Annotated in this window: 22 protein-coding genes and 1 pseudogene; 19 read left to right on the top strand and 4 right to left on the bottom strand. The window is 63.4% G+C overall.

What is annotated here, in order from left to right:
- Nucleotides 1–42: 42 nt before the first annotated feature.
- Both RBA40_RS24270 and RBA40_RS24265 read right to left on the bottom strand, forming a co-directional pair.
- The gene (locus tag RBA40_RS24270) at nt 43–1,344 is read right to left on the bottom strand and encodes a PQQ-dependent sugar dehydrogenase (protein WP_306650648.1); all 1,302 of its coding nucleotides are present in this window, start codon (nt 1,342–1,344) and stop codon (nt 43–45) included.
- Complete coding sequence (locus tag RBA40_RS24265) at nt 1,341–1,649, bottom strand: hypothetical protein (protein ID WP_306650646.1); 309 nt, start codon at nt 1,647–1,649, stop codon at nt 1,341–1,343. The genes RBA40_RS24270 and RBA40_RS24265 overlap by 4 nt, the downstream gene beginning before the upstream one ends.
- A 252-nt stretch (nt 1,650–1,901) precedes the next feature.
- Between RBA40_RS24265 and RBA40_RS24260 the strand changes: the two genes are divergently transcribed.
- The 8 genes from RBA40_RS24260 to can all read left to right on the top strand — a co-directional run bounded on the left by RBA40_RS24260 (nt 1,902) and on the right by can (nt 10,916).
- A complete protein-coding gene (locus RBA40_RS24260) occupies nt 1,902–2,804 on the top strand; it encodes an NAD kinase (RefSeq protein ID WP_306650644.1) in 903 nt (300 codons plus the stop codon).
- Between the two features lie 53 nt (nt 2,805–2,857).
- The gene (gene recN, locus RBA40_RS24255; protein WP_306650642.1) at nt 2,858–4,528 is read left to right on the top strand and encodes a DNA repair protein RecN; all 1,671 of its coding nucleotides are present in this window, start codon (nt 2,858–2,860) and stop codon (nt 4,526–4,528) included.
- A 298-nt stretch (nt 4,529–4,826) separates the two neighbouring features.
- Nucleotides 4,827–5,933, top strand: a complete 1,107-nt coding sequence (hemH, locus tag RBA40_RS24250; RefSeq protein WP_306650640.1) for a ferrochelatase — start codon at nt 4,827–4,829, stop codon at nt 5,931–5,933.
- 92 nt (nt 5,934–6,025) lie between these two features.
- Entirely contained in the window at nt 6,026–6,172 is a 147-nt protein-coding gene (locus RBA40_RS24245; protein WP_306650637.1) for a hypothetical protein, read from the top strand.
- A 154-nt stretch (nt 6,173–6,326) separates the two neighbouring features.
- Nucleotides 6,327–6,863, top strand: a complete 537-nt coding sequence (grpE, locus tag RBA40_RS24240; protein WP_306621977.1) for a nucleotide exchange factor GrpE — start codon at nt 6,327–6,329, stop codon at nt 6,861–6,863.
- Between the two features lie 91 nt (nt 6,864–6,954).
- A complete protein-coding gene (gene dnaK, locus RBA40_RS24235) occupies nt 6,955–8,895 on the top strand; it encodes a molecular chaperone DnaK (RefSeq protein WP_099874925.1) in 1,941 nt (646 codons plus the stop codon).
- A 139-nt stretch (nt 8,896–9,034) separates the two neighbouring features.
- Complete coding sequence (dnaJ, locus tag RBA40_RS24230) at nt 9,035–10,168, top strand: molecular chaperone DnaJ (RefSeq protein ID WP_099874926.1); 1,134 nt, start codon at nt 9,035–9,037, stop codon at nt 10,166–10,168.
- An 88-nt stretch (nt 10,169–10,256) separates the two neighbouring features.
- The gene (gene can, locus RBA40_RS24225; RefSeq protein WP_306650635.1) at nt 10,257–10,916 is read left to right on the top strand and encodes a carbonate dehydratase; all 660 of its coding nucleotides are present in this window, start codon (nt 10,257–10,259) and stop codon (nt 10,914–10,916) included.
- Between the two features lie 95 nt (nt 10,917–11,011).
- Here can and RBA40_RS24220 read toward each other — a convergent pair whose 3' ends face one another.
- Nucleotides 11,012–11,779: a carbonic anhydrase gene (locus RBA40_RS24220; RefSeq protein WP_306650633.1), complete on the bottom strand. Its 768-nt coding sequence runs from the start codon at nt 11,777–11,779 to the stop codon at nt 11,012–11,014.
- 183 nt (nt 11,780–11,962) lie between these two features.
- Here RBA40_RS24220 and RBA40_RS24215 point away from each other — a divergent pair, with 183 nt between their 5' ends.
- Nucleotides 11,963–12,331, top strand: coding sequence for a nucleotide pyrophosphohydrolase (locus RBA40_RS24215; protein WP_099874929.1), 369 nt, complete (start codon nt 11,963–11,965; stop codon nt 12,329–12,331).
- A 26-nt stretch (nt 12,332–12,357) separates the two neighbouring features.
- Here RBA40_RS24215 and gabD read toward each other — a convergent pair whose 3' ends face one another.
- A complete protein-coding gene (gabD, locus tag RBA40_RS24210) occupies nt 12,358–13,812 on the bottom strand; it encodes an NADP-dependent succinate-semialdehyde dehydrogenase (RefSeq protein WP_306650631.1) in 1,455 nt (484 codons plus the stop codon).
- A 455-nt stretch (nt 13,813–14,267) separates the two neighbouring features.
- Here gabD and RBA40_RS24205 point away from each other — a divergent pair, with 455 nt between their 5' ends.
- The 10 genes and pseudogenes from RBA40_RS24205 to RBA40_RS24160 all read left to right on the top strand — a co-directional run.
- Nucleotides 14,268–15,032 (top strand): gamma-glutamyl-gamma-aminobutyrate hydrolase family protein, encoded by a 765-nt coding sequence (locus RBA40_RS24205; RefSeq protein WP_306650629.1) that lies wholly within the window; start codon nt 14,268–14,270, stop codon nt 15,030–15,032.
- A gap of 146 nt (nt 15,033–15,178) precedes the next feature.
- Entirely contained in the window at nt 15,179–16,549 is a 1,371-nt protein-coding gene (locus RBA40_RS24200) for a glutamine synthetase family protein (protein WP_306650628.1), read from the top strand.
- 58 nt (nt 16,550–16,607) lie between these two features.
- Nucleotides 16,608–18,041, top strand: coding sequence for an aspartate aminotransferase family protein (locus RBA40_RS24195; protein WP_374710546.1), 1,434 nt, complete (start codon nt 16,608–16,610; stop codon nt 18,039–18,041).
- 23 nt (nt 18,042–18,064) lie between these two features.
- Complete coding sequence (locus RBA40_RS24190) at nt 18,065–19,174, top strand: polyamine ABC transporter substrate-binding protein (RefSeq protein WP_374710544.1); 1,110 nt, start codon at nt 18,065–18,067, stop codon at nt 19,172–19,174.
- 67 nt (nt 19,175–19,241) lie between these two features.
- Nucleotides 19,242–20,375, top strand: coding sequence for an ABC transporter ATP-binding protein (locus RBA40_RS24185; RefSeq protein WP_306650625.1), 1,134 nt, complete (start codon nt 19,242–19,244; stop codon nt 20,373–20,375).
- Nucleotides 20,376–20,382: 7 nt separating this feature from the next.
- Entirely contained in the window at nt 20,383–21,288 is a 906-nt protein-coding gene (locus tag RBA40_RS24180; protein ID WP_306650624.1) for an ABC transporter permease subunit, read from the top strand.
- Nucleotides 21,285–22,148 carry an ABC transporter permease subunit gene (locus RBA40_RS24175; RefSeq protein WP_374710543.1) on the top strand — a complete coding sequence of 288 codons (864 nt, stop codon included), beginning with the start codon at nt 21,285–21,287 and terminating at the stop codon, nt 22,146–22,148. The genes RBA40_RS24180 and RBA40_RS24175 overlap by 4 nt, the downstream gene beginning before the upstream one ends.
- A gap of 76 nt (nt 22,149–22,224) precedes the next feature.
- On the top strand, nt 22,225–23,595 hold the full coding sequence (locus RBA40_RS24170) for a DUF3138 family protein (protein WP_306650623.1): 1,371 nt from the start codon (nt 22,225–22,227) through the stop codon (nt 23,593–23,595).
- A 10-nt stretch (nt 23,596–23,605) separates the two neighbouring features.
- Nucleotides 23,606–25,105: an aldehyde dehydrogenase gene (locus RBA40_RS24165; protein ID WP_306650621.1), complete on the top strand. Its 1,500-nt coding sequence runs from the start codon at nt 23,606–23,608 to the stop codon at nt 25,103–25,105.
- Nucleotides 25,098–25,646 (top strand): annotated as a pseudogene (locus RBA40_RS24160) (HAD hydrolase-like protein); the annotation flags it as partial. The gene RBA40_RS24165 and the pseudogene RBA40_RS24160, both read left to right, overlap by 8 nt.
- Between the last annotated feature and the right edge of the window lie 31 nt (nt 25,647–25,677).

Here is a 25,677-nt window from a genome sequence, read left to right as displayed (position 1 = left end):
GTTCGCCAGCGCACCATGAGCTATAGCAATGCTGCGGTGCAGCTATTTTCCTGTTGGCGTGATGCGCCAGACCGTATTGCCGACGTCGTCAGCGACCAGAATGCCGCCGCCCTGATCGACCGCCACGCCGGCGGGACGCCCGAACGCTTGCCCCTCGGCACTGAGAAATCCGGTCAGCACGTCTTGCGGCGGACCGCTCGGCTTGCCATCGGTGAACGGCACGTAGATCACCTTGTAGCCCGAATACGGCTTGCGGTTCCACGATCCGTGCTGGCCGATCAGCGCGCCATTCTTAAACGCCGGCATCAGGTCGGCGTTATAGAACGCCAGCCCGAGCGACGCGGTATGCGCGCCCAGCGCGTAATCGGGCGTGAGCGCCTTGGCCACCAGGTCGGGACGCGCCGGTTCGACCCGCGCATCGACATGCTGGCCGAAGTAGCTGTAAGGCCAGCCGTAGAAGCCGCCATCCTTCACCGAGGTCATGTAGTCGGGCACGAGGTCGTTGCCCAGTTCGTCGCGTTCGTTCACGCTGGTCCACAGCGCCCCGCTTTGCGGCTGGAAACCCATGCCGACCGGATTACGCAAGCCCGTGGCGAACAGGCGCGACTTGCCGTCGGCCGGATTGAATTCCCAGATCGCGGCGCGGCCTTCTTCCTTGTCCAGGCCGTTTTCGCCGACGTTGCTGTTCGAGCCGACCGAAACGTACAGGCGCGTGCCGTCGGGGCTGGCCACCACGTTCTTGGTCCAGTGGTGATTGATACCGGCCGGCAGGTCCATCACCTTGACGCCCTTGGCGTTGATTCTGGTCTGCCCTTCCTGGTACGGAAAGCGCAGCAGCGCGTCGGCATTGGCCACGTACAGGTCGTTGCCCACCAGCGCCATGCCGAACGGCGAGAACAGGCCGTCGAGAAACACCGAGCGGTTGGCCGCCTCGCCATTCGGACCAGCCCCGCGCAGCAGGGTGATGCGGTTGGCGGACGGGACGGCCGCGCCGGCCTTTTTCATTGCGTGCTTCATCACCATGCCGCGCAGGCTGAAGCCTTCGTCGGGCTTGGGCGGCTTGTTCGATTCGGCCACCAGCACGTCGCCATTGGGCAGCACGTACAGCCAGCGCGGATGCTCCAGCCCGCTGGCATAGGCCGCCACCGCCAGGCCCTGCGCCACCGCCGGCTTCGTGCCCTTGGGCCAGGGATCGGCCGGGGCGATGTTCATGGTCGGCAGCAGCGAGCGCGATGGCGCCGGCAGCGCCGGATTCGGGCCGAAGCCGGGCGGCATGGTCTGCGCGTGCGGGCTCAGCGCGGCCGCGGCCAGGCCGAGCGCCAGCACCAGGCGCGACCGCCTCATGCTTCGTCCTTGCCCTTGGTCACGTCGGACGGTTCGTGATGGCGCATGCCGCTGCCGGCGTCCGCCTTGGGCCGGGCCTGGCCCGAGCCGCTGGTGGGCGCGACTTCCTCGACGCCGCGCATGCCATGCATGTCGGTATCGACCAGGCCCTGGGCCAGATCGTCGGCGGCCTGCTTCATGACGCCGCGCGGTTCCTTGTCGTGGCCGTCGGGCGACTCGTCGCGCTCGTGCGGCAGGCGCTTGACGTCGTCGTCATGGGTCTTGGCGTCGGTGTTGATTTTACGGTCTCGTGTTTCGGCTACCATGGCGCTGCTCCCTGTGGGTGAACTCATTGTGCAAATGGTATCGCTTCGTCGGGAAGGTGGCCGTTCAATTGACACGCCTGCGCACGGCGCCGATGCGCATCGCATGCACGCGCGACTTGCCCGCGCGCGCCGCCGCACTTATACTGCGCCACTGTGGATGCATACAGTATTGCCGCCGACAGCGGCCGTATGGCAGAAGCAGGCATTATGGGGTAATCTCCTGCGTGTCGCCCCTCAACCGCCGAGAAGTCTATGCCCGCTACGCCTGAATCGCACCAAACCATCGCGCTCGTCGTGCGGCATAACACGGCCGGCATCGGCGAGCCGGTCGGCCGCCTGCTCGCCTTCCTGCAGCAGGCCGGCTACCGCGTGGTGTTCGAGAGCGAAACCGCGGCCCACCTCGGCCTGCCCGGGATCGAGGCGATGAGCGTGAGCGGCATCGGCGCGGTGGCCTGCGCCGTCATCGTCATGGGCGGCGACGGCACCATGCTCGGCATCGCGCGCCAGCTCGCGCCGTTCGACGTGCCGCTGATCGGCATCAACCTGGGGCGCCTGGGCTTCATGACCGATATTCCCGTCGAGCGCATGATCCCGGTCGTCGGCGACATCCTCGGCGGCAAGGCGCGCGCCGAAAAGCGCACCCTGCTCGAAGGGCGCGTGCTGCGCGGCGGCGCCATGATCGCCTGCGGGCTGGCGGTCAACGATGTGGTGGTGGCGCGCGGCGCCGGCGCCGGCATGGTCGAGCTGAAAGTGGCCGTGGACGGCAACTTCATGTACAACCAGCGCTCCGACGGCCTGATCATCTCGACTCCGACCGGCTCGACCGCCTACGCGCTCTCGGCCGGCGGCCCGCTGCTCCATCCCAGCCTGGGCGGCATCGTGCTGGTGCCGATCGCGCCGCACGCGCTGTCGAACCGGCCGATCGTGGTACCCGACAGCAGCGAGATCGTGATCGAGATCGTCAGCGGGCGCGATACCAGCGTCAATTTCGACATGCAGACCTTCGCCAGCCTCGCGCATGGCGACCAGATCGTCATTTCGCGCGCGCCGAACCACATCACCTTCCTGCATCCGGAAGGCTGGAGCTATTACGACACCCTGCGCGAAAAATTGCACTGGAACGAATATCCGTCGGGCGAGGGCAAGCTGCGCTAACCGCGCTGTCCCGCACGCCATTCCCCATTCGAATACTGGACTGACACACCTTCATGCTGCGTACCCTTACCATCCGTGATTTCGTCATTGTCGATACCATCGAGCTTGAATTTTCCAGCGGTTTTTCCGTCTTTACCGGCGAGACCGGGGCCGGCAAGTCGATCCTGATCGATGCGCTGCAGCTGGCGCTGGGCGGGCGCGGCGACGCCAGCGTGGTGCGCGAGGGGGCGGCCAAGGCTGACATCACGGCCGATTTTTCGGTCGCCGCCTCCGCCCCGGCGCGTGAGTGGCTGGAACAGAACGAATTCGCCGTCGAAGAGGGCGGCGCCCTGCTGCGCCGCGTGATCGACAACGCCGGGCGCTCCAAGGCGTTCATCAACGGCGTCGCCGCCACCGCCGCCCAGCTGCGCGACCTGGGCGACATGCTGGTCGATATCCACGGCCAGCACGCGCACCAGTCGCTGCTCAAAAGCGACGCCCAGCGCGCGCTGCTCGATAACCAGGCCGCCTTCAAGGATGCCGGGGCCGGCGCCGATGCCCAGACCGTGGCCGCCACCCACAAGGCCTGGCGCGCCCTGGCCCGCCAGCGCGAGGAATTCGAAACCAATGCCAAGAATGTGCTGATCGAGCGCGAGCGCCTCGAATGGCAGGTGGCCGAGCTGCAGAAGCTGGCCGTGAAGCCGGGTGAATGGAGCGAAATCACCAACGAGCACAGCCGCCTGTCGCACGCCGCCAGCCTGCTCGAAGGCGCGCAGGAAGCGCTGGCCGCCATTTCCGAATCGGACCATCCGATCCTGTCGCAGCTGTCCTCGCTCAACCAGAAGCTGGGCAAGCTGGTGGCCGTGGATGCGCAATTGCAGACCGTGCTCGACTGCATGGAACCGGCCCGCATCCAGCTGCAGGAAGCGGTGTATGCACTGAATAATTACCTGGACCGGGTCGACCTCGATCCCGAGCGCCTGCGCCAGGTCGACGCGCGCATGGAAGCCATCCACACGACGGCGCGCAAGTTCCGCGTCACGCCCGACGAGTTGCCGGACGAATGCGCGAGCCTGTCGGAGCGCCTCCAGCAACTGGCCGAGGCCAGCGACCTGGACGGCCTGCGCGAGCAGGAAGAAAAAATCAAGGCCAGTTACATGACGGCCGCGGCGCGCCTGTCGGCTACGCGCGCGGTGGCGGCCAAGCTGCTGGGCACGCAGGTGACGGCGGCCATGCAGGAGCTGAACATGACCGGCGGCAGTTTCGTGGCCGGGCTCAACGCCTGCGAGCCGACCAGCAATGGCGTCGAGCAGGTGGAGTTTCTGGTGGCGGGCCATGCCGGCGTGGCGCCGCGTCCGCTGGCCAAGGTGGCTTCGGGCGGCGAGCTGGCGCGGATCGCGCTGGCCATTTCGGTCATCACCTCGAATGCGACCACCACCCCGACCCTGATTTTCGATGAGGTCGACAGCGGCATCGGCGGCGCCGTGGCGGAAGTGGTGGGGCGCCTGCTCAAGCGCCTGGGGCAGGAGCGCCAGGTGCTGTGCGTGACCCACTTGCCGCAGGTGGCCAGCCAGGCCAACCAGCATTTCCAGGTGGCCAAGGGGACGACGGGGGAGGGCAAGACCGTCTCGCACATCGACGTGCTCGACAACAAGGCGCGGGTGGAAGAGGTGGCGCGCATGCTCGGTGGGGTGGAGATTACGGCGACCACGCGCAAGCATGCGCGGGAATTGCTGGCGCTATAAGTTCCACAATACGATCGACCGCCGACCGCCGACCGCCGACCGCCGACCGCCGACCGCCGACCGTATAGCCGTCGTTCCTGCCATTGGCAGAAACGACTTCCCGCGCAGGCGGGAACCCATAGCACCTTCGTTTAGCAAAGGTGCTATGGATCCCCGCCTTCGCGGGGATGACGGAGCTACGAGCGGTGATCCCATCGGGTCATCCGCTCCTAAAACCGGTTCAACACGCGCTAAATAGTGCTGGGATTGAACCCAGAACCCTATAATATCGGCTCTCCTTCTCATGATCGCCGCTCCCATGCCCTTCCGCAAAGAACCCCCCTTCACCCACGGCACGCCGACCCGCAACGCCGTGGTGCTGGTCAACCTGGGCACGCCCGACGCGCCGACCACGCCGGCGGTTCGGCGCTACCTGAAGGAATTCCTGTCGGACCCGCGCGTGGTGGAAATTCCGCGCGCCATCTGGTGGCTGATCCTGCACCTGATCATCCTGCCGTTCCGGTCCAGCAAGTCGGCCGCCAAGTACGCCTCGATCTGGACCAAGGAAGGCTCGCCCCTCAAGGTGCACACCCAGAAACAGGCGATCCTGCTGCGCGGCCTGCTGGGCCAGCGCGGCCATGATTCGGTGAACGTGGTGATGGCGATGCGCTACGGCTCGCCCTCGCTGCCGGAAGTGCTGGACCAGCTCAAGGCCGAAAACTGCGACCGCATCGCGATTTTGCCGGCTTACCCGCAGTATTCGGGCACCACCACCGGCTCCATCAGCGACGCCGTGTTCGCCCACTACGCCGGGGTGCGCAACGTGCCCGAACTGCGCATGATCAAGCACTACCACGACCACGATGGCTATATCGACGCCCTGCGCGACACCGTGCTGGCGCACTGGAAAATCAATGGCCGCGGCGACAAGCTGGTGATGAGTTTCCACGGCGTGCCGAAGCGCACCCTGATGCTGGGCGACCCCTACCACTGCGAGTGCCACAAGACCGCGCGCCTGCTGGCGGCCAAGCTGGGCCTCTCAAGCGAACAATACCTGGTGACCTTCCAGTCGCGCTTCGGCAAGGCCGAGTGGCTGCAGCCGTACACGGCGCCGACCCTGGTGCGGATGGCCAAGGATGGCTTGAAACGCGTCGACCTGATTTGCCCAGGCTTTACCAGCGACTGCCTGGAAACGCTGGAAGAAATCGCGATGGAAGCGAAGCACGATTTCGAGGCGGCCGGCGGACGCGAGTTCCACTACATCCCGTGCCTGAACGAGTCGCCGACCTGGATCGCCGGCCTGGCGGACATCACCGAGCAGCACCTGCTGGGCTGGGACACCAAAGCCACGCCAGCGCAACGCGAGGCGCAAAAGCAGGACAAGGAAGCGGGACGGCGCAGCGCAGCCGCGCTCGGCGCAAGCTAGGCCAGCACGCCTCGCGGGCGTGAAATTGACAGGCTCTAATTGCCGCCTGTTAAAATAGCGACCCGTGCCCACTCAGACCGGCGTAGCAGATCATGACCAGCGCAAGCACGGTGTACGCAACAACGCTGGCGGCAATCAACGGCAACTTCATGTCGAACTCCCTGAAACAGCTTCGCGCGAGCGGGATTCGCGCGTGCAAGCTGGGTAACTTCATGGTAGTCCTGGCCGTCCTGAAATGAATCTCCTTATTGGTAAGATTTGTAACATTGCATGAAAAAGCAACGCTTCAGGATTCCCCTTGAAAATGTAGGTTATAGCCCCATCTGGGTGGCTGTGTGGTTAGCACGACACGTCAAACAAATCGCTAAGTCATTGATTCCAGGAGTTTTTCCGATGCAAGACCAAGAAAATCAGGAAGTGCAACAACCATCCGACGATGCCGTGCAGGCGGCAGCTCCGGTCAACGGCGAGCCGAGCCTCGAAGAGCAGTTGAGCGCCACCGAAGCCAAACTGGCTGAAATGCACGACGCCTTCATGCGCGCCAAGGCCGAAGGCGAGAACATCCGCCGCCGGGCCCAGGAAGATGTCAACAAGGCGCACAAATTCGCCATCGAGAGTTTCGCCGAAGCCATGGTGCCGGTGCGCGACAGCCTCGAAATGGCGCTCAAGGTCGAAACCCCATCGGTCGAGTCGCTGAAAGAAGGCGTCGAAATGACCCTCAAGCAACTGACTTCGGCGTTCGAGAAGAACAAGCTGGTCGAAGTGCTGCCGGCCCAGGGCGACAAGCTCGATCCGATGAAGCACCAGGCCGTCGCCGTGGTCCCGGCCGATCAGGAAGCCAATACCGTGGTCACCGTGCTGCAAAAAGGCTATATGATCGCCGACCGCTTATTGCGCCCTGCCATCGTTACCGCAGCGCAAGCAAAATAAATACAGCGTGCTCTCTTGCAAGGTCTTGAAAGCACGCAGTTTTTCCACATATTCAAGTCATCTGAAACTAAGTAATTAAAAGGAAAACATCATGGGCAGAATTATCGGTATTGACCTGGGCACGACGAACTCTTGCGTGGCCATCATGGAAAACGGTCAGCCAAAGGTAATCGAGAACGCAGAAGGCGCGCGTACGACGCCTTCCATTATTGCTTACCAAGAAGATGGCGAGATCCTCGTTGGCGCGCCGGCCAAGCGCCAGGCGGTCACCAACCCGAAGAACACGCTGTTCGCGGTCAAGCGCCTGATCGGCCGTAAGTTCGACGAAAAAGAAGTCCAGAAAGATATCGGCCTGATGCCGTATTCGATCATCAAAGCCGACAATGGCGATGCATGGATCGGCGTGCGCGACAAGAAACTGGCTGCACAGCAAATTTCCGCTGAAGTCCTGCGCAAGATGAAGAAAACCGCCGAAGACTACCTCGGCGAAGAAGTGACCGAAGCGGTCATTACCGTCCCTGCGTACTTCAACGATTCGCAGCGCCAGGCCACCAAGGATGCCGGCCGTATCGCCGGTCTGGACGTCAAGCGCATCATCAACGAGCCGACCGCGGCCGCGCTGGCTTTCGGCCTGGACAAGACCGACAAGGGCGACCGCAAGATTGCCGTGTATGACCTGGGCGGCGGCACGTTCGACGTCTCGATCATCGAAATCGCCGACGTCGATGGCGAAAAGCAGTTCGAAGTACTCTCGACCAACGGCGACACCTTCCTCGGCGGCGAAGACTTCGACCAGCGCATCATCGATTACATCATCGACGAATTCAAGAAGATCAACGGCCTGGACCTGAAAAAAGATCCGATCGCCCTGCAGCGCATCAAGGCCTCGGCCGAGCGCGCGAAGATCGAACTGTCGTCCTCGCAGCAAACCGAAATCAACGAGCCGTACATCGCCATGGCCAACGGCGCGCCGGTCCACCTGAACCTGAAAATGACCCGCGCCAAGCTCGAGTCGCTGGTTGAGGAACTGATCGCGGCCACCATCGAGCCATGCAAGATGGCGATCAAGGATGCCGGCGTAAAAGTCTCCGACATCGACGACATCATCCTGGTCGGCGGTATGACCCGTATGCCGAAGGTGCAGGAAAAGGTCAAGGAATTCTTCGGCAAGGATCCGCGCAAGGATGTGAACCCGGACGAAGCCGTCGCTGTCGGCGCCGCCATCCAGGGCGCCGTGCTGTCGGGCGAGCGCAAGGACTTGCTGCTGCTGGACGTGACCCCGCTGTCGCTGGGTATCGAAACCATGGGCGGCGTGATGACCAAGATGATTCACAAGAACACGACCATCCCGACCAAGTTCAGCCAGGTGTTCTCGACCGCCGAAGACAACCAGCCTGCGGTGACGATCAAGGTATTCCAGGGCGAGCGTGAAATCGCGTCCGGCAACAAGGGCCTGGGCGAATTCAATCTGGAAGGCATCCCGCCGGCATCGCGCGGCACGCCACAGATCGAAGTGACCTTCGACATCGACGCCAATGGTATTCTGCACGTCGGCGCGAAAGACAAGGCCACCGGCAAAGAGAACAAGATCACGATCAAGGCCAACTCCGGCCTGACCGAAGCGGAAATCCAGAAGATGGTGAAAGACGCCGAAGTCAACGCCGAAGAAGACAAGAAGGTCAAGGAACTGGCCGAATCGCGCAACCAGGCCGATGGCCTGGTGCACTCGACCCGCAAGTCGCTGACCGAATACGGCGACAAGCTCGAAGCGGGCGAGAAGGAAGCCATCGAAGCGGCCATCGCTGAAGTGGAAGCCTCGATCAAGGCTGGCGACAAGGCCGAGATCGATGCCAAGATCGAAACGCTGTCGACCGTCTCGCAGAAGCTGGGCGAGAAGATGTATGCCGACATGCAAGCCAAGCAGGCCGCGGGCGGGGCCGAAGGCGGCCAGCAGTCGGGCGGCAATGAAGGCAAGCCGGCGCAGGATGACGTCATCGATGCCGACTTCAAGGAAGTCAAAGACGCCAAGTAATGCCGGAGCCGGGTGCGGGCCGCTGCAGCTAAGCGGGCCGCACCGGATCGAGCAAAGGCCACGACAAGCCGAGCCCCCCAGCGGCTCGGTTTTTTTGCATAAACAGTAGCGTAGTAGCTAGACAGCAAGGTGCCGACAAATGGCAAAGCGTGATTTTTACCAGATCCTCGGGGTCGCCAAGAATGCTTCTGAAGAAGAGATCAAGAAGTCGTATCGCAAGCTTGCGATGAAATACCATCCGGACCGCAATCCGGACAGTAAGGAATCGGAAGACAAGTTCAAGGAAGTCAAAGAAGCGTACGAAATGCTGACCAATCCGGAGAAGCGCGAAGCGTACGACCGTTACGGTCACGCGGGCGTCGATCCGAACATGGGCGGCGGCGGTGGCTTCGGCGGCGCCGGTGCGGGCGGCTTCGCGGACAGTTTCGGCGATATTTTCGGCGATATTTTCGGCGGCGGCGCGCGCGGACGCAGTTCCGGACCGCAGGTGTACCGCGGCACCGATTTGCGCTTCAACCTTGAAATCACGCTGGAGCAGGCGGCGCACGGCCATACGCAAGACATCCGCGTGCCGAGCTGGGAAAAGTGCGACACCTGCCACGGCAGCGGCGCCAAGCCGGGCACCTCGCCCGTGACCTGCACCACCTGCGGCGGCAACGGCCAGGTGCGCATGCAGCAAGGCTTTTTCAGCATCCAGCAGACCTGCCCGAAGTGTCATGGCAACGGCAAGATCATCGCCGATCCATGCGCGCCGTGCGGCGGCGAAGGCCGGATCAAGCGCAGCAAGACGCTGGAAGTGAATATTCCGGCCGGTATCGACAACGGCATGCGCATCCGTTTCACGGGTAGCGGCGAGCCGGGCACCAACGGCGGGCCGCCGGGCGACCTGTATGTGGAAGTGCACATCAAGCCGCACGCGGTGTTCCAGCGCGAAGGCGACGACCTGCATTGCGAAATGCCGATCTCGTTCGTCAAGGCGACCCTGGGCGGCGAAATCGAAGTGCCGACCCTGTCCGGCAAGGTCTCGTTTACGATCCCTGAAGGCACGCAATCGGGCAAGACGTTCCGCCTGAAAGCGAAAGGCATCAAGGGCATGCGCTCCGGTTACGCGGGCGACCTGTTCTGCCACGTGGCGGTCGAAACGCCGGTCAAGCTGACCGACAAGCAAAAAGACCTGCTGCGCGAATTCGAGCGCCTGACGGTGGAAGGTGGCGGCAAGCACAGCCCGCAGAGCAAGGGCTGGATGGACAAGGTGAAAGATTTTTTCGAATAAGGCGGGCTTAAGCACGCCTTTTCATCCGAACCGCTGAATTCGGCCCTTGGGCCTCTCAGCGGTTTTTTTTGAGCAAACAGGACTGAACATGACTCAAGCACAACAAGAAATGGACGCGCTATTCAAACGCAATCGCGACTGGGCGGCGGCGATGGTGGCCAGGGATGAAAACTTCTTCAAGGCGCTCACTGCCCAGCAGTCGCCGCAGTATCTGTGGATTGGCTGTTCCGACAGCCGCGTGCCGGCCAATGAGTTGCTCGGACTGGCACCGGGCGAACTGTTCGTCCATCGCAACATCGCCAACGTGGTCGTGCATTCCGACCTGAACTGCCTGACGGTGCTGCAGTTCGCCATCGACGTGTTGAAGGTCAAGCACGTGATCATTTGCGGCCATTACGGCTGCTCGGGCGTGCATGCGGCCATGATCAACAAGCGCGTGGGGCTGGCCGACAATTGGCTGCGCCATGTGCAGGATGTGCAGCAAAAGCACGACAAATACCTGGGCGATGCCTTGCCGTCGCGCGCGCGTGCGGACCGTTTGTGCGAGTTGAACGTGACGGAGCAGGTGGTCAACACCGCGCAGACGACGGTGGTGCAGGATGCGTGGGAACGCGGGCAGCCGCTGACCGTGCACGGCTGGGTGTACGGCTTGCACGACGGCTTGCTGCGCGACCTTGGCATGAGCGTGAGCGGGGCCGATGAACTGGCGCCGAAGCTGGCGTCGCGCTTGCTGGAGTATCAGGAGTAACTGCTGCACCGTCGCCCACGCGCGCCTGCGCGGGGGCGACGGTGCCTTAAAGACGGCTCAAAAAAACCACGTCGACGTTCTGTGGATCCAGCTGATTAGTTGCTTTCCTTAACGACGCGCCCGTTCAGATGCTGCACCGGACGCGCATTGTGCTTGTACAGCTTGTGAAACTGCGCCAGCTGCGCTTTCGACATTTCCACCGGCGTTTTAAGCACGAACCAATTCGCTTCCTCGCTGCATGGCGGCGTGGTCAGCGATCCCGGGAAATTGTAATACCCTTGGGTCGGCGGCAGAATCTGCATCATGTTGATCGTCACGCCCTCGACGGCCTGCTCGACTTCGGCTTCCTTGGGCAGGTTGTTGAAGATAGTGGTCAACGCCGGGTTTTCCTTGCCCAGCTTGAACAGCAGCGCGACCACGGCCAGCTTGTTGTCCGCATTCCGGTGTACCAGGTGTAATCCCAACGGATACTGCTTGCCATTGATGCGCTCTTCGCTTGGCGTATGGAAGTGGAACTGCAGCAATTCATGACGCACGCCACCAATCGACATCCCGCTGCCCGGCGCATAATTGACTTGCACCGTATGGCCGTTGTCGATGATTTTGAGGGGCGATGGCTGGTACTCGAATACGATCGGATCGAGGTCGGCCTTGACGTTCGTCCTGGTGTGGATATCGATCGGCGACTGCTGGTGGCCTGTTTTGCAGGTCACATAATCGGACTTGATGCCGCCCCATTTCGCCGGTCCGGTGGCGCCCGCGTAAGTCCATTCGTGCTGGGCATGCTGGGCATGTTGCGCCTGGGCGGACAGCGGAAGAAGGGCGGACAGCGCCAGCGAAACGACGGTCATGCGTGAAATCATGTTCTTTCCTTGTAGTCGAATGGGGTACCGTAACGGAGTGGCCTCGTTGCGCGCTCTGTCTGGTCATAATATATTTCCTTGCAACAAGTAAATACAAAAAACTACACTTGCTGCAACAAAGCAACAAGATGCTGTCTTCTTCCGTCCTAGCCAAGTGTGGAAAATACTTAATGGAGATGAAATTTGAATCACGGAAACAACCACCTGCACGAGATCCGCGCCCTGGCGCGCACCTTTGTCGCCGAGCGCGACTGGGGACAGTTCCATACGCCGAAGAACCTGTCGTCGGCGCTATCGGTGGAAGCGGCCGAGCTGCTGGAACATTTCCAGTGGCTCAAGACGGGGACGCAGGAAGAGCTGGGCGCGGACAAGCTGACGCAAGTGCGTCATGAAATGGCTGATGTGCTGGTCTACCTGGTGCTGCTGGCGGACCAGCTCGATGTCGACCTGGGCGCGGCGGTGGAAGAAAAGATGGCGCTCAACCGGGCCAAGTACCCGGCCGACAAGGTGCGCGGCGATGCGCGCAAATACCACGAATACCCGCCGGACTGAGCCGGCGGGAGGCGTTCAGGGAGTGCTTACAGTCCGGCCATGCAGATGTACTTGATCACCAGATAGTCATCGATGCCGTAGCGCGAGCCTTCGCGTCCCAGTCCCGACTGCTTGACGCCGCCGAACGGCGCCACCTCGGTTGAAATCAGGCCCGTGTTGACCCCGACCATGCCGGACTCGAGCGCATCGGCCACGCGCCACACGCGCCCGATGTCGCGCGAGTAGAAGTAGGCCGCCAGCCCGAATTCGGTGTCGTTGGCCATGGCGATGACATCGTCCTCGGTATCGAAGCGGAACAGCGGCGCCAGCGGGCCGAAGGTTTCCTCGGTCGCCACCTGCATCGCGGAGGTCACGTCGGCGATCACGGTCGGCTCGAAAAAGCTGTGTCCCAGAGCATGGCGCTTGCCGCCGGTCAGCAGGCGTGCGCCCTTGGACAGCGCGTCGGCGATATGCTGCTCGACCTTCTGCACGGCCTTTTCCTCGATCAGCGGGCCTTGCGTCACGCCCATATCCTGGCCGTTGCCGACATTCAGTTTCTGCACCGCCGCCACCAGTTTCTCGGCGAAGCGCTCGTACACCCCATCCTGCACGTACAGACGGTTGGCGCATACGCAGGTCTGGCCGGCGTTGCGGTATTTCGACGCGATGGCGCCTTCGACCGCCGCATCGAGGTCGGCATCGTCGAACACGATGAAGGGTGCATTGCCGCCCAGTTCCAGCGACAGCTTCTTGATGGTCGGGGCGCACTGTTCCATCAGCACGCGGCCGACCTGGGTCGACCCCGTGAAGCTCAGTTTGCGCACCAGCGCATTGCCGGTCATTTCGCCGCCAATCGCTTTCGAATCCCCCGTGACGACGCTGAACACACCCTTGGGCATGCCGGCGCGCTCGGCCAGTTCGGCCAGGGCCAGGGCCGAGAACGGGGTCAATTCGGCCGGTTTGACCACCATTGGGCAGCCGGCCGCTAGTGCGGGCCCGGCCTTGCGCGTGATCATCGCCGCCGGAAAATTCCACGGGGTAATTGCCGCACAGACGCCGATCGGCTCCTTGGTCACCACCAGGCGGCGGTCGGCCCAGGGCGACTGCAGGGTATCGCCTTCGATGCGCTTGCCTTCCTCGGCGAACCACTCGATGAAGGAGGCGGCGTAAGCGATCTCGCCCTTCGATTCGAGCAGCGGTTTGCCCTGTTCGGCGGTCATGATCACGGCCAGGTCGTCGGCGTTCTCGATGATCAGATCGTTCCATTCGCGCAGGATGACGCTGCGTTCGCGCGCGCTCTTCTTGCGCCAGGCCGGCCAGGCCGCGTTGGCCGCCGCGATGGCGCGCGCCGTTTCCGCGGCGCCCATGCGCGGCACCGTGCCCAGCGTCTCGCCGGTGGCCGGATTGGTGACCGTGATGGTGGCCGCATTGTCCGCATCGCACCATTCGCCGTCGATAAAACATTGCTGCCGCAGCAGCGCAGGGTCTTTCAGATTCAACATAGGGGTGCTTTCGTCAGAGGCTTGGCGCGCAGGCCGGGCAACCATCTTAGCGGTTTTCCTCATCGATTGCCCGGCAGCGCGCGCGCCGGCGTGATGATGCCAACAAGCAGCATCCGGCCACTGCCGTCTTGACCGGGCGCAGGCCGCACGCCGCCGGCACGGCACCTTTTGTCACCGCACAAGCGTGGCCGCGCTGCCGGGACCATGCTCAACGGTGACGGTGCCGCGTGCGGCGTTGCAGTCGCCAAACTAGTTGCTGCAGTGGAAGATGGAGGTCCCCGGCGGTTCGTGTTGGCATGTTTGACAACTTGCCGGTAAGCTCTAACGGTGGCTCGATGCATTGACCTGCGTCAAGCCTATGTCGTCCATTTGAGATGGATCAAGCAGCACTCGCCATCAGGCCGATTAGCCATTATGATGAAACGAGTGCGTCATTCGTTCCTATACCGACAATCATGCGCCGCCCTATCGTCCTCGTTCCTGCCTGCACGCGCCAGATCGGACCTCATCCGTATCACGCCGCGCAGCTTAAATATGTCGACGCCGTCGTCCTCGGCGCCGACTGTGCCCCCATGATCCTGCCCGCGCTCGGCGCCGCGCTCGACCTCGAGGCGTCCCTGTCCGTGTGCGACGGCATCATGCTCACCGGCTCGGCCTCGAACGTGCACCCGAGTTACTACGACCAGGACGTGCTCGACCCGACCCTGCCGCAGGACCCGGCGCGCGATGCCACCACCTTGCCGCTGATCCGCGCCGCCCTCGAACGCGGCATCCCCCTGATCGCGGTGTGCCGCGGTTTCCAGGAGATGAACGTGGCCCTCGGCGGCAGCCTGCATCAGGCGGTGCAGGAAGTCGAAGGCAAGATGGACCACCGCGAAGACCCCGATGCGTCCATCGACGACCAGTACGGTCCGGCCCACGACGTCATCCTCACTCCCGGCGGGGCCTTCCAGCGCATGCTCGGCGGCGTAGAGCGCATCGCCGTCAATTCGCTGCACGGGCAGGGCGTGGACCGGCTCGCGCCCGGCATCGCCATCGAAGCGGTGTCGCACGATGGCCTGGTGGAAGCGTTTTCGGTGCCGTCCGCGCCCGGCTTTACCCTGGCCGTGCAGTGGCATCCCGAGTGGCAGATCCTCGACAACCCCGCCTCGATGAACATGTTCGGCGCCTTCGGCCAGGCTTGCCGCGCTTTCCAGGCCAGGCGCGAGGGGCGCGCATGAACACGCACGCCACCAGTCATTACGAAAAGTGGGCCTTGCGCAGCGTGCCGTAGCGCCGCTTGCCATCCTCGGTTCCACCGCACGACGGCGGCATCTGCCCGCACGCGTACGAGCAAATTACAAGCGCAAACTACAGAGAGAACATCATGGCAATTCGCGAAAACTTTACCTATACCGACATGGACCTGTGGCTCAACGAGAAACGGGTCACCGAAATCGAATGCCTGATCCCCGACTTGACCGGGGTCGCCCGCGGCAAGATCCTCCCGCGCGGCAAATTCACGCAGGAGCGCGGCATGCGCATTCCCGAAGCGGTGCTGGGCATGACCGTGACCGGCAACTATCCCGTAGACGACGAGGCTTACGACCGCGCCATCTCGGCCACCGACCGCGACATGATCCTCAAGGCCGACCCGACCACCATCACCATGGTGCCGTGGGCGGTCGACCCGACCGCGCAGGTGATCCACGACTGCTATTTCGCCGACGGCAAACTGGTCGACTTCGCCCCGCGCACGGTGCTGCGCCGCGTGCTGAAACTGTACGCCGACAAGGGCTGGAAGCCGGTCGTCGCGCCCGAACTCGAGTTCTACCTGACCGCCAAGAACATCGATCCGGACCTGCCGCTCAAACCGCCGATCGGCCGCAGCGGCCGCGCCGAAACCAGCCGCCAGGTCTACAGCATCGACGCCGTCAACGAATTCGATCCGCTGTTCGAGGATATCTACGATTACTGCGACCTGATGAACCTCGACGTCGACACCCTGATCCACGAAATCGGTGCCGGCCAGATGGAAATCAACTTCCTGCATGGCGATCCGCTCGGCCTGGCCGACAAGGTGTTCTTCTTCAAGCGCACCTTGCGCGAAGCGGCCCTCAAGCACGACATGTACGCCACCTTCATGGCCAAGCCGATGGCGGGCGAACCCGGATCGGCCATGCACGTGCACCAGAGCGTGGTCGATACCAAGACGGGCCTCAATATCTTCAGCAGCGAGGACGGTTCGGCTTCGCCCCTGTTCAAGCAGTACATCGGCGGCCTGCAGCGCTACATGCCGTCGGCCATGGCGATCGTCGCGCCGTACGTCAATTCGTACCGCCGCATCGTGCGCCACACGGCCGCGCCCATCAATATCCAGTGGGGCCTGGATAACCGCACGGTGGGCTTTCGCGTGCCCGAATCGGGCGTGCAGGACCGGCGCGTGGAAAACCGCATCATCGGCGCCGACGCCAATCCCTACCTGGCATTGGCCGTCACGCTGGCCTGCGGCTACCTCGGCATGACCGAGCAGCTCGAACCGACCCCGATGATGAACGGCAGCGCCTACGAAATGCCGTTCGAGCTGCCCCAGGGCTTGCCCGAAGCGCTGCATCTGCTGCGCGCCGAGGACAAGCTGCGCACGGTGCTGGGCGAGCGCTTCATCGACGTCTATGCGGCCATCAAGGACCTCGAACACCAGGAATTCATGACCGTCATCAGCCCGTGGGAACGCGAACATCTGCTGCTGCACGTTTAACCATCACGCAAGACCAACAACAATAACTACAACGAGGTTCATCATGACAGCCAATCCCATGGTCCCGAGCGCCGCGCTGGTCGCGTCGGTCAAGGCCGCCACCCACGACGTCTACGACACCGCCGAAATCCAGCGCCAGGATGCGGCGCACTACATGCATCCCTTCACCGACCACAAGGCGCTGGGCGAGCGTGGCGCGCGCGTGATGGTGCGCGGCGACGGCATCTATCTGTGGGATTCGGAAGGGCAGAAGATCCTCGACGGGATGTCCGGCCTGTGGTGCGTCAATGTCGGCTACGGGCGCACCAGCATCTCCGACGCGGTGTACCGCCAGATGCAGACGCTGCCCTTCTATAACAGCTTCTTCAACACCACCAACGTGCCGGCCACGCGCCTGGCCGCGCTGCTGGTGGAGATTTCGCCGCCCCAGTTCAACCACGTGTTCTTCACCGGCTCCGGCTCGGAAGCGAACGACACCAACCTGCGCATGGTGCGCCGCTACTGGGACCTGAAAGGCTTCCCGCAGCGTCGCACCATCATCAGCCGCTATAACGCCTACCACGGCAGCACCCTGGCCGGCGCGGCGCTGGGCGGCATGGCGGGCATGCACGAGCAGGGCGGCATGATCCCCGGGATCGAGCATATCGGCCAGCCGAACTACCTGGAAAACGGCGGCGGCATGAGCGCCGACCAGTTCGGCATCGTGGCCGCCGGCTGGCTGGAAACGAAAATCCTCGAACTCGGCCCGGAAAAAGTGGCCGCCTTCATCGGCGAACCGGTGCAGGGCGCCGGCGGCGTGATCATTCCGCCGGCCACTTATTGGCCTGAAATCCAGCGCATCTGCGACAAATACGGCGTGCTCCTGATCGCCGATGAAGTCATTTGCGGCTTTGGCCGTCTTGGTACATGGTTTGGCTCCGAGTTGATGCAGATCAAACCTGATCTGATTACGTTCGCCAAGGGGGTGACCTCGGGATATGTTCCTCTGGGTGGCGTGCTGGTCGGTGACCGGGTTGCGGACGTGCTGATCCACGAGGGCGGCGACTTCAATCACGGTTTTACGTATTCGGGCCACCCGGTGGCCTGTGCGGCGGCGCTGGAGAACATCCGCATCTTGATGGACGAGCGCCTGGTGCAGCAGGTGGCGCACGATACCGGCCCGTACCTGAAGGAGAAGTTCGAAGCGCTGATGGACCATCCGCTGGTGGGCTACGCCGACACCTGCGGTTTCGTGGCGGGGCTGAACCTGGTGCGCAAGAAGGCCGAAGCGGTGCACGACTGCGAGTTCTTCGACCCGGACCAGGGCGTGGGAATGCTGTGCCGCGGCTACATGTTCGCCAACGGGATCATCATGCGCGCCGTGGGCGACCGCATGATCATCGCGCCGCCGCTGGTGATGACGCGCGCGCAGATCGATGAAATGATTTTCAAGATCAGGTACTGCCTCGAGGCCACGCTGATCGACTTGCAGCAGCGGGGCTGGGTAGTTTGAACCGACGTTGAACCGGAGGCACGATGAAGACGATACGCCGCATCGCACAGTGCTTCATCCTCGGCCTCGCGGCCGCCGCCATGTTGGCGCGCGCTGCCCCGCCGGAAGAAAAAATCCTCAACGTCTACAACTGGTCCGACTACATCGCCGAGGATACGGTCCGCAACTTTGAAAAAGAAACCGGCATCAAGGTCCGCTACGACCTGTTCGACAGCAACGAGGTCCTGCACGCCAAGCTCACCGCCGGCAAAACCGGCTACGACATCGTGGTCCCCACGGCCCACTGGGCGCGCCTGCAGATCGACGGCGGCCTGCTGCGCCCCCTCGACAAGGCCAGCCTGCCCAACCTGGCCAATCTCGATCCGGCGCTGCAAGCGCTGATCGGCCGGCTCGACCCGGACAACAAGCACCTGGTGGTCTGGCTGTGGGGCTACACCACGCTCGGCATCAACGTCGACAAGGTCAAGGCGGCCCTGGGCAGCCTGCCGATGCCCGACAATGTGTGGGACCTGGTGTTCGATGCGCGCTACGCCAGCAAGCTCAAATCGTGCGGGATTTCCTTTCTCGATTCCCCGTCCGAGGTGCTGCCCGCCGCGCTGCTCTACATCGGCAAGCCCGCCTACTCGAAAAACAGCGCCGACTACCAGGACGCCGCCCGCATGCTGCAGGCGATCCGTCCATCGGTGACCCTGTTCAGTTCCGCCGGCTACATCAACGACCTGGCCAACGGCGCCCTGTGCGTCTCGCTCGGCTGGTCGGGCGACATCAACATCGCGCGCCAGCGCGCCATCGACAGCAAGAACGGCCAGAACATCGTGGCGCTGGTGCCCAAGAGCGCCGCCCTGATGTTCGACACCATGGCCATTCCGGCCGACGCCCCGCATCCGAACAACGCCCATCTGTGGATCAACTACATCCTGCGCCCGGACGTGCACGCGAGCCTGACCAACAAGGTCTTTTACGCCAACCCGAATGCGGCCGCCACGCGCCTGGTGCGGCCCGACATTGCCGGCAACCGCACGGTCTACCTGCCCGACGCCGACAAGCAGCGCATGGTGGTGCCCGAGCCCCTGAGTGCCGACGCGCGCCGCACCATGACGCGGGTATTCACGCGATTTAAGACCGGAATGTAATCATTTTGCCTGCATACCGGCGTATGTCCGATAAAATTGCGGTTTTGCCTATTCTTTCATCATTCATATGACGAATGCACAACCCGCAAGAGCGCAGCCTTTTCTCCTGATCCGCAACCTCGTCAAGGACTTCGACGGCGTGCGCGCCGTGAACGACATTTCGCTCGCCATCGACAAGGGCGAGATCTTCGCGCTGCTGGGCAGCTCCGGCTGCGGCAAATCGACCTTGCTGCGCATGCTGGCCGGCTTCGAGACCCCGACCGCGGGCGCGATCGAACTGGCCGGCCAGGACCTGGTCGGCGTGCCGCCCTACGAGCGCCCGGTCAACATGATGTTCCAGTCGTACGCGCTGTTCCCGCACCTGACGGTGTGGGATAACGTCGCCTTCGGCCTGCGCCGCGACGGCCTGCCCAAGGCGGAAGTGGCCGAACGGGTCGACCAGATGCTGGCGCTGGTGCAGCTGGGCGCCTACGCCAAACGCAAGCCGCACCAGCTCTCGGGCGGGCAGCAGCAGCGCGTGGCGCTGGCGCGCAGCCTGGCCAAGCGCCCCCAGTTGCTGCTGCTCGACGAGCCGCTCGGCGCGCTCGACAAAAAACTGCGCGAGCAGACCCAGATGGAACTGGTCAATATCATCGAGCAGGTCGGCGTGACCTGCGTGATGGTCACCCACGACCAGGACGAGGCCATGAGCATGGCCACCCGCATCGCCGTCATGAGCGAAGGGCGCATCCTGCAGGTGGGCGCGCCGGGCGACATCTACGAAACGCCGAATTGCCGCTTCGTGGCCGATTTCATCGGCAGCGTCAACATGTTCCACGGCCACGTGCGGGTCGACCAGCCCGACCACGTCATCGTCGAAACGCCCGAATGCCGCCATTACGTCAGCCACGGCATCAGCGGCACCAATAACATGCCGGTCAGCGTGGCGGTGCGGCCCGAAAAAATCGCCCTCCAGCGCGACATGCCGGGCGTGGAGCAGCGCGCCTCGGCCGCCGAAGACGGCTACAACTGCGTGGCCGGCGAGATCGCCAACGTCTCCTACTTCGGCAACGAGACCCACTACCAGGTGCGCCTGGCGCAGGGCGGCATCCTCAAGGTGGCGCGCACCAACGCCGCGCGCCATGAAGAGGCCCGCCTCGAACGCGGCCAGCACGTGATCGCGTGGTGGGATGGCAGCGACATCGTGGTCCTGACCAATTGAGGCGGCCATGAGTACAATCCTGCGCCCCCCGGCGGCCGGCCGCCGCTTCGTCATCGGCCTGCCCTTCGTCTGGCTGACGATCGCCTTCCTGATCCCGTTCCTGATCGTGCTGCGCATGAGTTTTGCGGAACTCGACGACACCGGCAGCCCGTTCGGTCCTTTGCTCACCTTTAGCGATGGGGTGATCAGCATCAAGGCCAAGATCGTCAACTACGTCGCCCTCACCGAGGACGACAACTACCTGTGGACCTTCCTGCGTTCGCTCGCCTACGCGGGCCTGACCATGGTCCTGTGCCTGGTGACCGGCTACCCCTTCGCCTACTTCATGGCGCGCGCCAAACCGGCGTATCGTCCGGTGCTGCTGATGATGGTGATGCTGCCGTTCTGGACATCCTTCCTGCTGCGCATCTACGCCTGGAAGGGCATCCTGGCCAACCAGGGCCTGCTCAACAATCTGCTGCTGTGGCTCGGCGTGATTACCGAACCGCTGAAAATGATGAACACCCCGTTCGCGCTGGTGCTGGGGATGTTCTATGCCTACCTGCCGTTCATGATCCTGCCGCTGTACGCCAACCTGGTGAAGATGGACGTGCGCTTCCTGGAAGCGGCGGCCGACCTGGGCGCCACCCCGTGGCAAGCCTTCTGGCGCATCACCGTGCCGCTGTCGAAATCGGGCATCATCGCCGGCGCCATGCTGGTGTTCATTCCGGCGGTGGGAGAATTCGTCATTCCCGAGCTGCTCGGCGGCCCCGAGACGCTGATGATCGGACGCCTGCTGTGGGACGAATTTTTCGTCAACACCGATTGGCCGCGCGCCTCGGCGCTGGCGGTGGTGGCGATCATGCTAATCCTGGTGCCGATGGCGATCTTCAATAAATACAAAGCCGAACAGGAAGCGGAGGGCCGCGCATGAGCAAGCAACTGAACAAGCGAATGGACAAGACCGCGCTGGCCCGCTGGTTCGGCTGCGGATGGCTCTCGCTGGGCTACCTGTTCCTGTACCTGCCGCTCGTGGTGCTGGTCGTGTTTTCGTTTAACAGCTCGCGCCAGGACATGGTGTGGAGCGGCTTTTCCACCCAGTGGTACCCGGAACTGTTCAACGATGCGGAACTGGTCAGCGGCTTCGTGCTGTCGCTGAAAATCGCCCTGATGAGCGCCACATCGGCCGTGGTGCTGGGGACCTTTGCCGCCTTTGCCCTGAACCGCTACAAGCGCTTTCCCGGCCGCCTGCTGTTTTCCGGGATGGTCAGCGCGCCGCTGGTCATGCCCGAGGTGATCATCGGCCTGTCGCTGCTGCTGATGCTGGTGTCGGTGCAGAAGATGTTCGGCTTTCCCGAACGCGGCGCCTTCACCATCTGGATCGGGCACACGCTGCTCGGCATGGCGTATGCGGCCGTGGTGGTGCAGTCGCGCCTGCGCGAAATGAACCGCTCGCTCGAAGAAGCGGCCATGGACCTCGGCTGCCGCCCGCACCAGGTTTTCTTTCTGGTGACGCTGCCGAACATCACGCAGTCGCTGGCTTCGGCCTGGCTGCTCACGTTTACGCTCTCGCTCGACGATGTGGTGCTGTCGAACTTCCTGTCCGGTCCGGGCGCGACGACCCTGCCGCTGGTGATCATGTCACGTGCGCGCCTGGGCCTGGACCCGCGCGTGAACGCGGTGGCGGCATTGACAATTCTGGTGGTGTCGACCGGCGTGATCGTCGCCGCCATCATGATGGCGCGCGCCGAGCGGCAGCGCCAGAAGCAGGTGGCGGCCGCAGTCAAGTCATAGCACGCTCTTCGGCCGCTGTTTACGGTGGTGGGCACGGCGTGCCCACCACCCTCACCGTTGGCCCGAGGAGTGATCCATGCACGTCTACCGCAACGCCGTCATCGCCATCGCCGCAGCTTGTCCCGTCATCGCGCAAGCCCAGACCACCCAAGAACTCAAGGCCGAACTCGACGCCCTCAAGGCGCACGTGCACAAGCTCGAAGCGATGATCGAAAGGTCCGAACGGTCCCAATCGGAGGACTCGGCCGAACTGGCGCGCCTGCGCGTCAAGAGCGACGCTGCCGACGATGCCGCCGAGACCAGCGGCTTGAAGGGCCTGAAGATCTCTGGCTATATCGATCCGACCTATATCCGCAACCGCAACGCCAGCACGTCGAGCTTCGTCTTCCTGAACAATAACAGCTCGGTCAACGGGTCCGGCGAGAGCTTCGGCTACGACAATACCTACTTCGGCAGCGCCATGCTCAATGTCGACAAGGAGCTCGAAGGGGGCGCCAGGCTGAAAATCTCCCTCATGCCCAGCAAGGGCACGGCGGCCGGCTACAACTTCGGCAACCTGGTGCATGAAGCGTCGGTCTCGATTCCGCTGGGCGGTTTGTCGACGCGCGTGTTCGCCGGCCAGATTCCCGACTGGAGCGGCTACGAATACATTGCCTCGACCCAGAACAAGCTCATTACCCACAACCTGTTGTTCGATTTCTCGGCCGCGAATTTCTATACCGGGGCCGGCCTGCAGTTCGTGCGCGGCAAATTCGATACCAAAATCATGGCCGGCAATATGAACAGCGCCCGCATCGACCACGCGCGCGAGAAAACCCCGGGCCTGTTCTACCGCGTCGATTACGCCAAAAGCGAGTTCGCCGGGCTGGGCATGTCAGGCACCCACTCGGGCTTCGACGACGACAGCTCGTTTGGGCGCCTCGACCTGCTGGAAGTGGACGGCTACCACACGCGTGGCGACTGGAATTTCCAGGGTCAGTTAAGCTATGGGCGCCAGCAGGCCACCCCCGCCAATCGCTACAACGTGCCGCGCCAGCGCTGGTACGGCCTGTCGTCGCTGATGTCGTACAAGGTCATGCCGCGCCTCGAAGCCATCGCCCGGCTCGACTACATCCACAACAGCAGGGGCGGAGGTGGCGTGTTCGGATCGACCCTGGGCAGCGGCTGCAAGGACCTGGGCGGGCTTGAAGCGAACTGCCCGGACGGGCGCAACGGCTTTGGCGCCGGCATGGTCTGGAGCGGCGAGGACTGGGTGGTGCTCGACCCCACCCGTGGCGCCAACCGCGCGGCGCTCTCGCTGGGCACGCAGTACTTGCTCATGCCGGGCGTGAGCGTGAAGGGCGAATACCGCTACGACCGCGCCAACGCCAGGGTATTCAAGACATCGGACGACCAGTACCGCCGCGGCAATCATGTTATCGGCGTATCGACAGTAGTGAGTTTTTAGGGAGCACAGCATGGCAGCTACACAATCGAACAAACAATGGCACGAACGGGCGGCAGCCCTCAGCATCGACGGGCGCGCATTCATCGGCGGTGAGCGCGTCTGGGCCAGATCGGAACAGCGGTTCGATAATCTCTCGCCCATCGACGGCCGCCAGCTGGGCCTTGTCGCGCGCTGCGACGGCCTCGATGTCGACGCGGCCGTGGCGGCGGCGCGCGCGGCGTTCGAGGACCGGCGCTGGGCCGGCCAGGCTCCGGCGGCGAGAAAGCGCGTCCTGATCAAATTCGCTGACCTGATCCTGGCGCACGCCGACGAACTGGCCTTGCTGGAGACGCTCGACATGGGCAAACCGATCAAGTACAGCCAGAGCGTGGACGTGCCGGCGGCGGCCAACTGCATCCGCTGGTACGGCGAGGCGATCGACAAGATCTACGACGAAATCGCGCCCACGGGCGAGAACAGCCTGGCGCTGATCACGCGCGAGCCGGTCGGCGTGGTGGCGGCCATCGTGCCGTGGAACTACCCGATGATCATGGCGGCCTGGAAGATCGCCCCGGCGCTCGCCGCCGGCAACAGCGTGATCCTCAAGCCGTCCGAAAAGTCGCCCCTGACGGCGCTGCGGCTGGCCGAAATCGCGCTCGAAGCCGGGCTGCCGGCGGGCGTGTTTAACGTCGTTCCCGGCTATGGCCATGAAGCCGGGGCGGCGCTGGCGCTGCACATGGATGTCGATTGCATCGGCTTTACGGGCTCCACCAAGGTCGGCAAGCAGATATTGCAGATGGCCGGGCAATCGAACCTCAAGCGCGCCTGGACCGAATTGGGCGGCAAATCGGCCAACATCGTCTGCGCCGACTGTCCCGATCTCGATGCGGCGGTGAGCGCGGCCGTCGGCTCGATCTACTTCAACCAGGGCGAAAGCTGCAATGCGCCTTCGCGCCTGTTCGTCGAGGCCTCGATCAAGGATGCCTTTCTTGAAAAAGCGCTGGCGCTGGTGCCCGATTTTGCGCCGGGCGACCCGCTCGACGAGGCCACCATCATGGGCGCCATCGTCGATGCGGCCCAGATGAAGACCGTGATGGGCTACATCGAGCAGGGCAAGCAGGCCGGCGCCAAGCTGCTGGCCGGCGGCGTGGCCGCACGTACCGACAGCGGCGGCTTCTACGTGGCGCCGACGCTGTTCGACCAGGTCGACGGCAGCATGAGCATCGCGCGCGAAGAGATCTTCGGACCGGTGCTGTCGGTGCTCAGTTTCACCGACATCGACGACGCCGTGCGCCAGGCCAATTCGACCCAGTACGGCTTGCAGGCAGCCGTGTGGACGGCCGATCTGAGCCGCGCGATCAAGACCGCGCGCGCCCTGCGCGCCGGAACGGTGCACGTGAACCAGTACGATGGCGACGACATCACGGTGCCGTTCGGCGGCGTCAAGCAGTCGGGCAACGGGCGCGATAAATCGCTGCACGCTTTCGACAAGTACACGGAACTGAAAACCACATGGATCCAGATTGGATGAGCGCACAGCAGCCCCGCGCCTGAAGTACCGGCTGGTCATTTTCGACTTCGACGGTACCCTGGCCGACTCGTTCCCTTTCTTCCAGAGCGTGTACAACGGCCTGGCGGACAAGCATGGTCTCACGCGCATCGAGGGCGATCAGGTGGCGCTGATGCGCAGCATGGGCACGCGCGAGATCATGCGCTACATCGGCATGCCTGCCTGGAAAATGCCGGTGGTCGCGAAAAGCTTCATCGGCTTGATGAGCGAGAATGCGGACAGCATTGCCCTGTTCGGCGGCGTGGCCGATGCCTTGCTGGCGCTGGCTGACGCCGGCGTCGTGCTGGCGGTGGTGTCGTCCAACTCGGAGCAGAATGTGCGTTGCGTGCTCGGGCCGGAGTTAAGTGGGCTGTTCAGCCGTTTCGAGTGCGGCATGTCGGTCTTCGGCAAAGCCTCGCGCATCCGCAAGGTGGCCAGGCAATGCCAGGTTGACGCGGGCGACGCGCTGTACGTCGGCGACCAGGGCACCGATGCCGACGCGGCCACGAAGGCAGGCGTGGCGTTCGGCGCCGTGGCGTGGGGATATGCGCCGC

The organism is Massilia pseudoviolaceinigra, from assembly GCF_030846505.1.
Lineage (GTDB): Bacteria > Pseudomonadota > Gammaproteobacteria > Burkholderiales > Burkholderiaceae_D > Telluria_A > Telluria_A violaceinigra.
The sequence above is the reverse complement of the archived record's forward strand: the minus strand, read 5'-3'. Positions and strand labels throughout refer to the sequence as shown.